The organism is Aminobacter sp. SR38 (genome assembly GCF_014843375.1).
GTDB lineage: Bacteria > Pseudomonadota > Alphaproteobacteria > Rhizobiales > Rhizobiaceae > Aminobacter > Aminobacter ciceronei.
Map to the genome: position 1 here is coordinate 993497 of NZ_CP062112.1, position 12792 is coordinate 1006288.

Annotated in this window: 15 protein-coding genes and 1 pseudogene; 6 read left to right on the forward strand and 10 right to left on the reverse strand. The window is 62.0% G+C overall.

Features of this window, described 5'->3' with window-relative positions; all coding sequences use genetic code 11:
• Positions 1 to 65 precede the first annotated feature (65 nt).
• Positions 66 to 1694, reverse strand: a complete 1629-nt coding sequence (groL, locus tag IG197_RS04880) for a chaperonin GroEL (protein WP_192317339.1) — start codon at positions 1692 to 1694, stop codon at positions 66 to 68.
• A gap of 34 nt (positions 1695 to 1728) precedes the next feature.
• Positions 1729 to 2043 carry a co-chaperone GroES gene (groES, locus tag IG197_RS04885; protein WP_067966797.1) on the reverse strand — a complete coding sequence of 105 codons (315 nt, stop codon included), beginning with the start codon at positions 2041 to 2043 and terminating at the stop codon, positions 1729 to 1731.
• 331 nt (positions 2044 to 2374) lie between these two features.
• Here groES and IG197_RS04890 point away from each other — a divergent pair, with 331 nt between their 5' ends.
• Together IG197_RS04890 and IG197_RS04895 are read left to right on the forward strand one after the other, a co-directional pair.
• Positions 2375 to 2722, forward strand: coding sequence for a hypothetical protein (locus tag IG197_RS04890; RefSeq protein ID WP_192317341.1), 348 nt, complete (start codon positions 2375 to 2377; stop codon positions 2720 to 2722).
• The gene (locus IG197_RS04895; RefSeq protein WP_154387323.1) at positions 2722 to 3012 is read left to right on the forward strand and encodes an usg protein; all 291 of its coding nucleotides are present in this window, start codon (positions 2722 to 2724) and stop codon (positions 3010 to 3012) included. Before IG197_RS04890 ends, IG197_RS04895 begins: the two co-directional genes overlap by 1 nt.
• Here the strand turns inward: IG197_RS04895 and IG197_RS04900 are convergent.
• Entirely contained in the window at positions 3006 to 3257 is a 252-nt protein-coding gene (locus IG197_RS04900; RefSeq protein WP_067966802.1) for a hypothetical protein, read from the reverse strand. The genes IG197_RS04895 and IG197_RS04900 overlap by 7 nt on opposite strands.
• Positions 3258 to 3502: 245 nt before the next feature.
• On the opposite strand from IG197_RS04900, the gene IG197_RS04905 reads away from it, so the two are divergent.
• From IG197_RS04905 to IG197_RS36775, 3 genes and pseudogenes are all read left to right on the forward strand, one after another.
• Entirely contained in the window at positions 3503 to 3970 is a 468-nt protein-coding gene (locus tag IG197_RS04905) for an Hsp20 family protein (protein ID WP_067963583.1), read from the forward strand.
• A 98-nt stretch (positions 3971 to 4068) separates the two neighbouring features.
• Positions 4069 to 4578, forward strand: a complete 510-nt coding sequence (locus IG197_RS04910; protein ID WP_192319578.1) for an Hsp20/alpha crystallin family protein — start codon at positions 4069 to 4071, stop codon at positions 4576 to 4578.
• A 259-nt stretch (positions 4579 to 4837) separates the two neighbouring features.
• Positions 4838 to 4978: pseudogene (locus IG197_RS36775) on the forward strand (autotransporter outer membrane beta-barrel domain-containing protein); the annotation flags it as partial.
• Positions 4979 to 5043: 65 nt separating this feature from the next.
• Here the strand turns inward: IG197_RS36775 and IG197_RS04920 are convergent.
• Together IG197_RS04920 and IG197_RS04925 are read right to left on the reverse strand one after the other, a co-directional pair.
• Positions 5044 to 5580 carry a dihydrofolate reductase family protein gene (locus tag IG197_RS04920; RefSeq protein WP_192317343.1) on the reverse strand — a complete coding sequence of 179 codons (537 nt, stop codon included), beginning with the start codon at positions 5578 to 5580 and terminating at the stop codon, positions 5044 to 5046.
• A gap of 349 nt (positions 5581 to 5929) precedes the next feature.
• Positions 5930 to 6400, reverse strand: coding sequence for a metallophosphoesterase family protein (locus IG197_RS04925; RefSeq protein WP_192317345.1), 471 nt, complete (start codon positions 6398 to 6400; stop codon positions 5930 to 5932).
• 309 nt (positions 6401 to 6709) lie between these two features.
• On the opposite strand from IG197_RS04925, the gene IG197_RS04930 reads away from it, so the two are divergent.
• The gene (locus tag IG197_RS04930; RefSeq protein ID WP_371746509.1) at positions 6710 to 8188 is read left to right on the forward strand and encodes a YdiU family protein; all 1479 of its coding nucleotides are present in this window, start codon (positions 6710 to 6712) and stop codon (positions 8186 to 8188) included.
• 249 nt (positions 8189 to 8437) lie between these two features.
• On the opposite strand, the gene IG197_RS04935 is transcribed toward IG197_RS04930, so the two are convergent.
• The 5 genes from IG197_RS04935 to IG197_RS04955 all read right to left on the reverse strand — a co-directional run bounded on the left by IG197_RS04935 (position 8438) and on the right by IG197_RS04955 (position 12665).
• The gene (locus tag IG197_RS04935) at positions 8438 to 9439 is read right to left on the reverse strand and encodes a GlxA family transcriptional regulator (RefSeq protein WP_192317347.1); all 1002 of its coding nucleotides are present in this window, start codon (positions 9437 to 9439) and stop codon (positions 8438 to 8440) included.
• Complete coding sequence (locus tag IG197_RS04940) at positions 9436 to 10014, reverse strand: cysteine hydrolase family protein (RefSeq protein WP_154387329.1); 579 nt, start codon at positions 10012 to 10014, stop codon at positions 9436 to 9438. The genes IG197_RS04935 and IG197_RS04940 overlap by 4 nt, the downstream gene beginning before the upstream one ends.
• Positions 10015 to 10363: 349 nt before the next feature.
• Positions 10364 to 10954, reverse strand: a complete 591-nt coding sequence (locus tag IG197_RS04945; RefSeq protein WP_192317349.1) for an XRE family transcriptional regulator — start codon at positions 10952 to 10954, stop codon at positions 10364 to 10366.
• A 107-nt stretch (positions 10955 to 11061) separates the two neighbouring features.
• Entirely contained in the window at positions 11062 to 12474 is a 1413-nt protein-coding gene (locus IG197_RS04950; RefSeq protein WP_192317351.1) for a cytosine permease, read from the reverse strand.
• The gene (locus tag IG197_RS04955) at positions 12474 to 12665 is read right to left on the reverse strand and encodes a hypothetical protein (protein WP_192317353.1); all 192 of its coding nucleotides are present in this window, start codon (positions 12663 to 12665) and stop codon (positions 12474 to 12476) included. Before IG197_RS04955 ends, IG197_RS04950 begins: the two co-directional genes overlap by 1 nt.
• Positions 12666 to 12792 lie beyond the last annotated feature (127 nt).

Sequence of the window (12792 nt, forward strand, 5' to 3'; positions counted from 1 at the left end):
ATCACCCGTCCGTCTGGCCGTGTCCGCGCCTCGATGGACGCGGACACGGCCTCTCTGTCTGTCTCTTAGAAGTCCATGCCACCGCCGGGCATCGCCGGCAGCGGCGTGTCCTTCTTCGGCTTCTCGGCCACCATCGCCTCGGTGGTGACCAGCAAGCCAGCGACGGATGCCGCGTCCTGAAGTGCGGTGCGCACCACCTTCACCGGATCGATGACGCCCTGTGTGTAGAGGTCGCCAAACTCATTGGTTTGTGCGTTCCAGCCATAGCCGAACTCGGCCTTGTCGCGCAGCTTGCCGACGATGATCGAGCCTTCGGCGCCAGCGTTTTCCGCAATCTGTCGCACCGGCGCTTCGAGGGCGCGCCGCACGATCTCGATGCCGTGTTTCTGGTCGGAATTGTCGGCCTGGACATCGTCGAGCGCCTTCACTGCGCGCAGCAAGGCAACGCCGCCGCCCGGCAACACACCTTCTTCGACGGCGGCGCGGGTGGCATGCATGGCGTCATCGACGCGATCCTTGCGCTCCTTCACCTCGACCTCGGTCGAGCCGCCGACGCGAATGACGGCGACGCCCCCGGCGAGCTTGGCGAGGCGTTCCTGCAGCTTCTCACGATCGTAGTCCGAAGTGGTCTCTTCGATCTGGGCCTTGATCTGGGCAACACGCCCCTGGATCTCGGTCTTGGAGCCGGCGCCGTCAACGATGGTCGTGTTTTCCTTCTCGACGACCACCTTCTTCGCGCGGCCCAGCATGTTCAGCGTCACATTCTCGAGTTTGATGCCGAGATCTTCCGAGATCGCCGTGCCGCCGGTCAGAATAGCAATGTCTTCCAGCATCGCCTTGCGGCGATCGCCGAAGCCAGGCGCCTTGACGGCCACGACCTTGAGGCCGCCACGCAGCTTGTTGACGACGAGCGTGGCTAGGGCCTCGCCCTCGACGTCCTCCGCGATGATCAGCAGCGGCTTGCCGGATTGGACCACCGCTTCCAGAACCGGAAGCAGCGCCTGCAGGTTGGACAGCTTCTTTTCGTGGATCAGCACGTAAGGTTCGTCGAGCTCGACGCGCATCTTGTCCTGGTTGGTGATGAAATACGGGCTGAGATAACCGCGATCGAATTGCATGCCCTCGACGACTTCGAGCTCGGTCACCGCGGTCTTGGCCTCCTCGACGGTGATGACACCCTCGTTGCCGACCTTTTCCATGGCCTCGGCAAGGAAACGGCCGATTTCGGCGTCACCATTGGCCGAGATGGTCCCCACCTGGGCGATCTCGTCGTTCTTGGTCACCTTGCGCGCATTGACCTTGAGTTCCGCGACCACGGCGTCGACCGCCTTGTCGATGCCACGCTTCAGGTCCATGGGGTTCATTCCGGAAGCGACAGCTTTGGCGCCTTCCTTGACAATCGCCTGGGCAAGCACGGTGGCCGTTGTGGTTCCGTCGCCGGCGATGTCGCTGGTCTTGGACGCGACCTCGCGCACCATTTGCGCGCCCATGTTCTCGAATTTGTCCTCCAGCTCGATCTCCTTGGCGACGCTGACGCCGTCCTTGGTGATGCGAGGGGCGCCGAACGACTTGTCGATCACAACGTTGCGGCCCTTGGGACCGAGCGTGACCTTCACAGCGTTGGCGAGAATGTCGACACCGCGCAGCATCTTCTCGCGGGCTTCGGTGTGGAATTTGACTTCCTTAGCAGCCATTTTTCTTGCTCCTTCTCAAAACGGCAGGTTCCACTCAGGCGGCCTTCTTCGCCTGGACCGCGGCATCGATCACGCCCATGACGTCGGACTCCTTCATGATCAGGAGATCCTCTCCATTGAGCCTGATCTCGGTGCCGGACCATTTGCCGAACAGGATGCGGTCGCCAACCTTGACGTCGAGCGACAGCAACTGGCCGCTGTCGTCGCGGGCGCCCGGACCAACGGCGATGACCTCGCCTTCCTGCGGCTTTTCCTTGGCGGTGTCGGGGATGATGATGCCGCCGGCCGTTTTTTCCTCGGCCTCGATGCGGCGGACCAGAATACGGTCGTGCAATGGACGGAACGTCATGTCGTTCTCCTCATGGACAAACAGATTTTTGAGGTTCCTCCGCGCCGCATCCGAAGCGGTGCCGGCGCGGGGTGCGCGACCCTCTTCGGCATCGCGCGCAATCGATCTGGGTGAGGTGTTCTTGAGTTTCAAGAGGTGGCTGCAAAAATTCCAGCGCTCGGGTTTGCCGAGTGCTAGCGCGCTGAATTCATGCAGCTATCCGCCGCGAACCCGCGAAAGCGGGGCTTGCAATTTCGTTCGAATCCTCCAAATTTTTCTGTCCGACGGTGGTTCGCCTGGGACCAACGTCGGGTCGTCAACGCAAGGAGATTTTTGTAACGGAGGACCATCGATGGAACGAACTGTCCCGACGATTATCCCCTCGATCGCCCCTGAAATCACGGATCTGTCACTGGACCGTCTGCTTTTCCCGGCCCGGTTCTTCAGCCATCCCGACGACGTGATAACGGACGATCAACTCGGCATTGAGGAAAAGCGCGCCATTCTTGCCTCCTGGGCATCGGATGCATGCGCGGTCGAATCCATACCGGCCCTGCGCAAGCCACCAGGCATTGCGGCCCCGGTGACTTTCGATGCCGTCATGGATGCGCTTCGCCGGCTCGATGAAATCTGCGCCGACGTCGCTCGCAAATTCGACCAGAGCGGCAACCGCGAACGCCCGGAAAGATTGGACGCTTGATGGTGACCGAGAAGAAGCTTGTGGTCAGCAGGGAATTCCGGCTCCAGATGGAGGGTTACGGCCTCACGACCGCGGAGATCCATTATCACCTTCCTGACTACCCGCGGTTGTTGCAACTTTATGTCTGGCAGGAATACGACCTCGCACCGGAATTCCCAACGCTGAGAGGTTTCCTGAGCTACTGGGAACAGGAACTTGAAGGTGCGCTGCATTCCGTGCGCGTTGCCCACCACCGCCTGATCAAACCTGCCGAGTGGCAGGCAGTGGATGGGGTATTTACGATTCAGTGAGCACCGGGGCCCGGTGCAGCCGGGCCCTCTGTCTCGTCATCGTCGGGTTCAATCAAGTCGATCAGTGCCGCAACCCGCGTTCCGGGCAGAGGGCGGCCTTGCCCCATCAACGCGTCGTCGCCGAACGCCCACCCCCACGCCTCCCTGAGTTCCGCGAGCGAAGCGCCGGACAGGATCACTTGTGCAATCATCGTATCGTCCACCGGCCCGAGGACCGAGACAACGTCTTCCCGCGTCATGGTCATCGCTTAACTCCATCGTTTTGCCAGCAGACTAGATGGGCATTGGACGGAGCGCTTTCCAGCGGCCCCAGCCTGTGAACCCACTACCACGCCGTCAAAATGTCGGCTCGATGGCTCGCCCCTTGACGTCGCTCAAATCGCTTCCCAACTCATATTCCGTCGGCCGCTGCAAAGGGTCGACACGGTCAGGGAGCGCCAGGCTTCTTGGCGCGCCCTCGTACCTATGTTGCTCCAAGGAGGATGTAGCTATGAGAACAAATATGGACTTCTCTCCCTTCTACAGGTCGAGCATCGGCTTTGACCGGATTTTCGACCTGCTCGAAAAATCCAGTTCCCCACAGGCCGACAATTGGCCGCCCTATGACATCGTCAAGCTCGGTGAAGACACCTATCGCATCGCGCTTGCGGTAGCTGGGTTCGCAGAAGACGAGCTTTCGATCACCCATGAGCCAAACCTGCTCGTCATCAACGGCTCGAAGACGGAAAATGGCGACGTTTTTTATCTCCACCATGGACTGGCGATGAGGACCTTTGACCGTCGTTTCGAACTCGCCGACCATGTCAGCGTCATGGGCGCCAAGCTCGAGAACGGCCTGCTGATCATCGACCTCAAGAAGGAAATTCCCGAGGAGATGAAGCCGCGACGGATCGCGATCAACGCCGGCGCTGACACGAAGTCAGCCTCGAAGCGGATCGAAGGCAACGTAGCGGCATGATCTTAACTGAACCGTCCAGCGCGACACCCCATCTGGGGTGGGGTGTCGTCGCGACCAAACGAGAAAGGACAAACAAGAAAGACGAAAGGAAAAAGGCAATGAGTGTACGTGACCTGATCCCATGGAACCGTGGCAACAACCAGGCCCCGACGATCAATCGCAGTGAGGACATGGATCCGTTCATGTCGCTGCATCGCAACGTCAATCGGCTGTTTGACGAGGTGTTCCGGGACTTTGACACACCGTCCGTCCTTGGCCGCATGACGCCTCGCAATGGCACCTGGCCAAGCGTCGAATTCTCGGAGAACGACAAGGAAATCCGGGTGGTCGCGGAAATGCCCGGGCTTGACGAGAACGATGTCGAGGTTCTGCTTGAAGACGGTGTTCTCACACTTCGCGGCGAGAAGAAATCGGAAACCGAAGACAAGGATCGTCAGTTCAGCGAACGCTATTACGGGCGTTTCGAGCGGCGCCTTGCTCTTGGCCGCGAAGTCGAGGAGGACAAGGTTGAGGCGGCATTCAAGAACGGCGTCCTCACCGTGACCCTGCCCAAGACGGAAAGGGCGCAGGCGAACGCCAAGCGCATCACAATCAATACCACCAAGTGACAGCTGACTGACCGGCCGGGTGCCCAAGCCCCCCGGCCGGCATCCTTCAGACGAGGAGGAGTCGATGGCGGAGCGGCTGACACCAAACAAGGAGACGAACCGCATCCGGTCGAATTGCGGGCGGATGGCGCCGTTCGTCGCCGGGCGCAGCGCACCGGCCGGTGAAGCCGGCACCAATGGTGGTCTCACCTATGCCGAGGAAGGCAAGGGTGCAGCCAATGCGGCCCTGACGGCCATCACATCGCCCGACAAGACGTTGGCGCGCGACGCCGCACTGGTCGGCGCTGCGGTCGAGACGAGATGGCAAAACGGCTGGTCGGCGACGGCAGGCTTCGAAGGCGAATTCTCCGACGTGACGCGGTCCTATTCAGGCAAGGGCGTGCTGCGTTACGCCTGGTGAAGCGAGACGTGCCGCTGCGCGCCTGCCCGCCGGACCGCGCCGCTCGAGCCATGCCGGGGGCACAATCAGGCCGGCACATAACTCAGCCGGATGACGTCGCCGTCATAGCGCTCGGTTCCGGTCAGGCGCAGCGGCGGCCGGGGGCCGGCGAAAAAGGGCGTGCCGTGGCCGAGCACGACCGGGTGCAGGTAAATCCTGTATTCGTCGATCAGGCCCCATTCGGTCAGGCAACGCGCCAGTTCAGGGCCGCCGACCTCCACCTCGCCCTCCAGCTCGACTTTTAGCCGGCGGATTTCGGCCTCGGTCTCCGTGCCGAGCAGCCTTGCGTTGGGTCCGACCGTCTGCAACGTCCTGGAGACCACCCATTTCGGGTTCTTGCGCCACGCCGCCGCAAAGGCGCGCCTGTCCGCATCCCAGCCGGGCTGGTCCTCGTCCCAGTAGCGCATCGTCTCATAGAGGCGGCGGCCATAAAGGCTGCCGGCGAGCTTCTCCGTCTGCTCGACAAAGCGGCGATAGAGTCTTGGGCCCGGGGCGAAGGGGAAACGATCGTGATCGACAAAGCCATCCAGGGACTGGTTCATGCCAAAGAAGAAGAACGCCATGCAAAGGCTCCGTGAAACAGGCCATTCGACCTCGCTGCATCCTGCAGCGTGACCGCGGCAGGCGCAACGTCACTCGCAACTTTGGTGGCCATCTCCGGCACGGCCGAGATGGACAGCACGGTCTACGCCAGCCTTGAATGATCGCGTTCGGCTGCCGAACCTTGGCAAATGCATGGCGCTTGGTCATCTCCACAAGCCTGCGGGAGCGATCCGTGCGGCGACTTGGGAGGTTTCGCCTGTCAGCGCGAAGCGACAGCAGGTGGGCCGCTTGCCGAAGGGTCGTTGTCCTTTGAGTTGGCCCAAAACCAGTCAGTCTGCAATCGGCCCCTGGTCAGCCATGCAGTCGGCTTCAATGAAGATCTGAGGCAATCTCGCAGATCCTGGGCACCAATCGCCCGTGGATGATCTGGACCATTGCCAAGGTGATGGGCAGCCTGAACCTGCGCGGGCCTGCACTGCCCGGGTTGAGATAAACAGCGTCATCGCAGCTCTCGATACTGGCACGATGCGAATGACCAGAAATCACGAGATCGATGCCCATCATGGCTGGAGCAAACGTCATATCCTTTCGGTCGTGGATGACGAATATCTTCTGCCCGAACAGCGTCACTTGAAGGGTATCCGCAAACAGAGACGCCCACGGCTCGACATCGACATTGCCGCGAATTGCCGAGACTGGCGCAATACGTTCCAATCTCTCGATGATGGCGGGATGTCCAATGTCGCCCGCATGGACGATGTGGTCGACGCCTTGAAGAAGCGCAACGGCGTCCTCGCGCAGAAGGCCGTGCGTATCCGAGATCACACCGAGCGTGTTCATGGCGCCCAGAACTATCAGTCCTCGCTGACACTGGCGAGATGCCGACTTCGGAGCCGCTGGTCTGCGCCACCCGGAACGAGGACGACGTCAAGAGTACCCATCAGACCCTCGGCCGCCCGCTTCCTTCCAGATATGGAATGGGGCTACGGCTGCAACTGACAGCAGCTTCCTGGTGACAGCAGCTTCCTGGCTGGACGCCAACATCGGAAACTGCGATTGGGTTGAGACCTAACAGCCCCTCTCGAATTGCTGGCCCGCGCCTCGCGGCATCCCTATCTAGCTGGTACCCTGAACAAGCCCCGAATTGTCATGCGCAGCCCCCGGTTCCAACACACTTATGCCGCCGACCTCCCCGAACGGCTTTACGCCAGTCCGGATCCATCCCAGGTCTCGACACCGCGTCTGCTCGAACTGAATGAAACATTGGCGACGGAACTGGGCCTCGACATCGGCTGGTTGCATGGTCCCCAAGGTATCGACATGCTGGCCGGAAACCGCTTCCCCGCTGACGCGCGTCCCATCGCCCAGGCCTATGCGGGTCACCAGTTCGGCAACTTCGTGCCGCAGCTTGGCGACGGTCGTGCCGTCCTCGTCGGAGAGTTGCTCGATACAACAGGCCAGTTGTGCGACGTTCAATTGAAGGGTTCCGGTCCGACCCGGTTTTCCCGCAATGGCGATGGGCGCGCAGCCCTCGGACCGATGATGCGCGAATACATCGTCAGCGAGGCGATGCACGCCCTCGGCATCCCAACCACGCGAACCCTGTCGCTGGTTGCCACTGGCGAGCACGTCTTTCGCGAGACCAGGCTTCCCGGAGCGCTGATAGCGCGCGTTGCCGCCAGCCACATCCGCGTCGGCACGTTCCAGTACCTTGCCATACGGGAAGACATCGACGGCCTGCGGGCGTTGGCGGACTACGCCATAACGCGGCACTATCGGCATCTCGCCGAAATCCCCGGTCGCTACCTCGGGTTCCTCAATGCCGTTGTCGCAGCGCAGGCGAAGCTGGTGGCGCAGTGGATGCTGGTCGGCTTCATCCATGGCGTCCTCAATACCGACAACGTCGCAATTTCCGGCGAGACGATCGATTATGGTCCATGTGCGTTCATGGACGCCTATCATCCGGCGACCGTGTTCAGTTCCATCGACCATCAAGGCCGCTACGCCTTTGCAAACCAGCCCCGCATCACCGTCTGGAACCTGGCGCGACTGGCCGAAGCGCTGCTGCCCATTCTGGGAAGCGAAGCAGGCGGAGACGATGAAGGCTTCGAGCAGGCGAAAGCGGCGATCGGATCGTTCCAGGCACGCTACGAGGCTGCGTTTCATGAAGGCATGCGCCACAAGATCGGGCTGTTAACCGAACAGCCTGAGGACCTTGGTCTTGCTGCCGAACTGCTTGAGCTGATGGCGCGCAACGGGGCGGATTTCACCCTGACATTTCGCGATCTCGCTGATGAGGTCGACGGGTCCGGCCGCGTACGCAACCACTTCATCGACCCTGCTGCTTTTGATAGCTGGGCTTTGCGCTGGCGTGAACGGCTGGCTCGCGAGCCGGAGACTGCAGCCGACCGGACTGCGCGCATGCGCAGGGTGAACCCGAAATACATAGCACGCAATCACCGTGTCGAAGCCGCCATCGCCGCCGCCACCAATGAAGGCGACTTTGGCCCTTTCCAGAGCTTGCTCACCGTGCTGGCGCGCCCGTTCGACGAGCAGCCCGAGATGGAGGACTATGCGCAGCCACCGGCAGACGAAGAGCGCGTCCTGCAGACATTCTGCGGTACGTAACAGCAACAGGTGCCGAATGGTGGGTTGCTGTCTGACCCATGCATGGGTCGGCGAGAATGGGGTGGGGGAGGAATGGCAGCTGTCACCCCCAATCTGTCGGGCAACAGCCGGTCGATCGGGCTGCGGCCGGAAATCTTGCAGAGCTTCTGAGCCCCGCGAAACAAAGGCACGGGTGCATGGCTGAGCGCTTCGACATCTGCCGACCCCAGCCTGGCGCCGATCTGCCCAGGCGTTTCAGCGTGTGGGCAGTTACTGCGGCTGGCCTGCCCCGCCGCGGCGAAAGGCGCTTGGCGGGGTGGCGTTGAAGCGGCTCCAGGCGCGGCGCAACTGCCGGCTCGAGCTGTAGCCGACGCGCTCCGCCACCCGCTCGATGTCGAGCCGCGTCTCGCTCAGAAGCTGCTGGGCGAGAGCCACGCGCAGCCGGTTGAGATAATCCGGAATGCTCATGCCGGCCTGGTCGTTGAACAGGCGGCTGAGGTGGCGGGGGCTTGATATGGCGATGTCGGCCAGGGCCGAAAGCGACCAGTCCCGCGCCGGATCGGCAGACATCGCGTCCTGCACCCGGTGGATGGCGGTGTGGATGTGGTTTCGCCCTTCGAGCCAGGGCGACAGTTGCGGATCGCTGCCGAGGCGCCTGATATAAACGACCAGCGACTTGGCCACGGCCGCCGAGACGGCCGGATTGGTCAGCCGGCCGATGATGTGCAGCATCAGGTCGATGCCGGCGGTGATGCCGGCGCTGGTGTAGCGTTCGCCATCCTCGACATAGAGCCTGTTTTCCTGCACCCGCGCCAAAGGTGCCAAGCGGGCAAGACGGTCGCAATCGCTGAAATGGGTGGTGCATCTGACGCCGTCGAGCAGCCCGGCCCTGCCGGCCAGAAGCGCGCCCGAGCAGATCGACACCAGGAGCATGCCGGGCCTTATGCTGCGCCTCAGCCAGCGGACCAGCTCGTCCGAACCCTGACCGGCCGCCTCGACCGGCTGGCCCGTATCCATCGGCTCGTCGGTGTCGCCCGACACCACGATCATGGCGTCCGGCTCGATTGTCTCGGGCAGCGGCGAGATGCCTGAAATGCGCAAGCCGATCGAGCTCGTCACCTCGGGCAAGGCGCCGACATAGGCGACGTCGAACCTGACGTCCTTTTGCAGCAAATTGGCATAACGCAGGGCCTCCATCGGCCCGGCGACATCGAGCAGAAGCGTCCGCGCCGGCATCACCACATAGGTCGGTATCCGGCGCGGCTCGGTCATGCTGCGGCTGCCCTGCCCTCGTCGGCCAGAGATTCGTAGGCCAGCGCCTCTGATATGGTGCAGACGCGGGCGAAACGTCCATCGAGCACGGCCGCCGTGCGGGCCTTGATCTCTTGCGCCGTCCAGGTCTTTCCGCTCGCATCGGTCAGCGGCATGGTGTGGGTCGCCTCGGTGACATAGTCGACCTGCCAGCCGAGATCCGAGCCATGGCGGGTGGTGGTCTCGCAGCACTGTTCGCTGCGAATGCCCGAGACGACGAGGCGGCGGATGCCGTTCTCGATCAGGAACACTTCAAGCGGCGAGCCGACGAAGGCGGAATGCCGGAACTTGTGGAATTCGAGGTCGGGCCTGTCGAGCCTGAGTTCGGCCAGCGGCCTGACGAAACCGGAAGCGGGCGAAAAAATGCCTTCAGGTTCGGCATGGAACACCCGCACGATCTTCCAGCCCTTCTTCACCGCGCCGTCGATCAGCGCCTGCTGGTTCCTGAGATAGGTCGGGCTGTCGACCTCGTGCCAGCTGGCGCGCTGGCGGAAACTTTCCTGGGCATCGATGACAAGCAGGGCGGTATCGGTCATTTCTGGACACTCCGTGAACCATGATGTGCGTCATCCTAGGCCTCGTGTCCAGCCGCGCCAGCCATGCAGCGGACAAGGATCGGACAAAAAAGGACAATCATGCGACGGCCTGATCAGGTTGATTGCCGGTGACTGGTGCGTCGGCCGGAGCGGTGACTGGTGCACGATGGCGGCCTGTGGATGTTCGACCTCAGCGACAGGGCAGGCGCAGGAGAACTGCTGGGCTAGGCTTGTCCAGCCAGGGCCATCGGCGGCCGGGCGCCGAACCTGCAACGCCATCGCAAAGCTGCCTCGCATCGGCCGCCAAGCCTGCATCAGCCGCCAAACTTGTATCAACCGACGGGGCGTTTCACCGGTCCTGGCGACGGGTCGTGACAGACAGGCACCGGACGGGCAATTGAACGAGTTCGTCGACATGATGCCGGGTGGCCGCGTCGAAGAACAGACTGTCCCCTGGCGTCAACCGATAGACTTTTGCGCCGTGCCGGTAGGCGACTTCGCCTTGCAGCAGGTACAGGAAGACCGTGCCCTCCTGGCCGATTGCGGGAAAGACATCCGTCTCGCAGGTCAGCGAAATCAGGTGAGACTCGACCCGGAGTCCTTCGGCGTTGGCCTCTGTGTCGCTGAGCAGAATGTGTTGCTGGCCGACCCGGCCGGCTGCAGATGTGTCGGTGGCAGCTGTGCTGAAGACTGCCGTCCGTTCAGTTTCGACCCGGCCCACCAACCAGGTGATTGGCACGGCCAGTCCACGCGATATCGCCTGCAAGGTCGTCAACGAGGGTGAGATCTCCCCATTTTCGATCTTCCACAGCATTCCGGCCGACAGGTTGGTGGCGGCGGCGAGGTCGCTGACCTTCATGCCGTGCCGTCTTCGAAAGGCGCGGACCTCCCGACCAATTGCGCTGCACAGCAATGTTCTCTGGCTTCTTGTCACGGCCATGGGATTTGATGAGTTGGGTCATTGCGGCCGCGACGACAGACGCATTCGCGCCAGCCTGGAACGAACCGGGGTGATCCGCCTGAACCGACGGATCACCCCCACGCGGATCAATAGCCGCCGAGCCTCGCCGGCATCACGACCGATTTCGTCAGAACGTAATGCAGCAGGCCTGCCACCAGGCATGCGGGAACGGATGCGCTGACCCAGATGAATGGCCCATGCGCGGCAAGCGACTGTGGATCGAACAGGGCGTAATAGACGAGGCCACCACCTGCCAATGCCAGGAAGGAGGCCGGGTTGATGCCGCGCCAGAACGCATAGTCGGAATCGGGGCCGTCATTGAAGACATCGCATTGCTTGATCCGGCCACGACGCAGGATCAGATAGTCGACCGCCGTTACCCCGGAAAGCGGAGCAAATCCAAGCGCCGTCCAGGCGAGGAACTTGAAGAAGTTGTCGTAGATCTGACCCGGGAAGAAGGCGATGACGATCACCGGCACAAACAGCGCACCGGTCAACACGCCCCACGGCAGGGCTTCGAAATAGCGCCCGCCGGCCTGCCGCATCGCCAAACACATGCCGTAGAAGATGCTGACGATGGCGGTGATGTTGGCCAGCCCGACAAACAGCAGTGCCGTCACCCCGATGAAAGCTCCGCCGAGCGGGATCATCCAGGCGGTCGGGTCATGCGATCCGAGGCTGAGGGCGGCAAACAACCCGACGAGTTCGCCGAGCACGGCAGCGGCGAAGATGCCGATCAGGTTGGGCCAGAGCGCTGCCCGCGGCGTGCGGGTGAAGCGTGAGATGTTGCCCAGCACCGGCCACCAGCCAAAGCCGGCCGCCAGATTGAATTCGACCGCGATCATGAAATTGATGCGCCTGTCGTCAAACGGCGCAAGCGGCGCGGCATTGGCGATGTCGCTCCAGTTCTTGTGGCTGAAGATGAGAAACAGGATGCCGAAGCACAAGATGAGCTTGCCGGGGCCGACGAAGCGGTTGAGCCATTTGACGGCGGTCGGTCCCTTCCACAGCAACAGCCACGAGATGGCGATTGCGAGGATCGCGAATAGCGTGACACCCAGGTCGTTTTCGCCGATATGCGTGCCGCCGACCTGGTTCATGACGCCGCTGATCGCGCGTCCGAACATGATCGACAACACGGCGGACCAACCGACGCCGTAGATGGCCAGGAAAAATCCGACCAGGATCAGAATGCCGATCGGCCCGAAGACGCTGCGCATCAGGGTGAATTGTTCGATGCCGAACTTTCCGGTCGATATGCAGACGCTGACGGCCATGATCGACACGCCGATGAGGTTGCCGATGATGATCGCGTAGATGCCGTCGCGGGCACCCACGACCAACGCCGTGCTGCCGCCGAGCAGGAATGCCCAGGTCGCGATGGCGAGGCCGATATTGATCCAGGAGTGGTCGAGGAAGCCGAGCTCGCGTTCTTCCTTCAGTACGGGAAGCGTGCCGAATGCAGCGCTCGCCCCGGTGAATTTGGGAGGAGGCGCCATCAGTTGCCTCCGATCCACATGGCGATCGTGACAGCCAGGATAGCCATGGTCACAAAGAACCACACACCGATCTCGCGGCCTGACAAGTCGGCTCGCGCAGGATCTTCATAGTTCGGATCCGCGATAATGGTCAGTCGCCTGTGCAACTCCCGACGCGTTTCATTGTCTGGGCTCGTTGAAGCGATAGTCATTTCATCCTCCTCCAAAGATTAAATGAATGCCGATGCTTTCGCGCTGAAGGAACTTCAGCGTTCCGGCTCGGCTCGTCTTATGTGCCAGGCAATCGGAATCGCAGCAGCGCCCCTTCGAAACGGGCTT

Coding starts and splice junctions, on each gene's coding strand:
- IG197_RS04930 (WP_371746509.1), top strand. CDS start 6,710: ATGCGCAGCCCCCGGTTCCAACACACTTATGCCGCCGACCTCCCCGAA.
- IG197_RS04940 (WP_154387329.1), bottom strand. CDS start 10,014: ATGACCGATACCGCCCTGCTTGTCATCGATGCCCAGGAAAGTTTCCGC.
- IG197_RS04900 (WP_067966802.1), bottom strand. CDS start 3,257: ATGACCATGACGCGGGAAGACGTTGTCTCGGTCCTCGGGCCGGTGGAC.
- groES (WP_067966797.1), bottom strand. CDS start 2,043: ATGACGTTCCGTCCATTGCACGACCGTATTCTGGTCCGCCGCATCGAG.
- IG197_RS04905 (WP_067963583.1), top strand. CDS start 3,503: ATGAGAACAAATATGGACTTCTCTCCCTTCTACAGGTCGAGCATCGGC.
- IG197_RS04895 (WP_154387323.1), top strand. CDS start 2,722: ATGGTGACCGAGAAGAAGCTTGTGGTCAGCAGGGAATTCCGGCTCCAG.
- IG197_RS04945 (WP_192317349.1), bottom strand. CDS start 10,954: ATGGCCGTGACAAGAAGCCAGAGAACATTGCTGTGCAGCGCAATTGGT.
- IG197_RS04935 (WP_192317347.1), bottom strand. CDS start 9,439: ATGACCGAGCCGCGCCGGATACCGACCTATGTGGTGATGCCGGCGCGG.
- IG197_RS04955 (WP_192317353.1), bottom strand. CDS start 12,665: ATGACTATCGCTTCAACGAGCCCAGACAATGAAACGCGTCGGGAGTTG.
- IG197_RS04890 (WP_192317341.1), top strand. CDS start 2,375: ATGGAACGAACTGTCCCGACGATTATCCCCTCGATCGCCCCTGAAATC.
- IG197_RS04925 (WP_192317345.1), bottom strand. CDS start 6,400: ATGAACACGCTCGGTGTGATCTCGGATACGCACGGCCTTCTGCGCGAG.
- IG197_RS04920 (WP_192317343.1), bottom strand. CDS start 5,580: ATGGCGTTCTTCTTCTTTGGCATGAACCAGTCCCTGGATGGCTTTGTC.
- IG197_RS04910 (WP_192319578.1), top strand. CDS start 4,069: ATGAGTGTACGTGACCTGATCCCATGGAACCGTGGCAACAACCAGGCC.
- IG197_RS04950 (WP_192317351.1), bottom strand. CDS start 12,474: ATGGCGCCTCCTCCCAAATTCACCGGGGCGAGCGCTGCATTCGGCACG.
- groL (WP_192317339.1), bottom strand. CDS start 1,694: ATGGCTGCTAAGGAAGTCAAATTCCACACCGAAGCCCGCGAGAAGATG.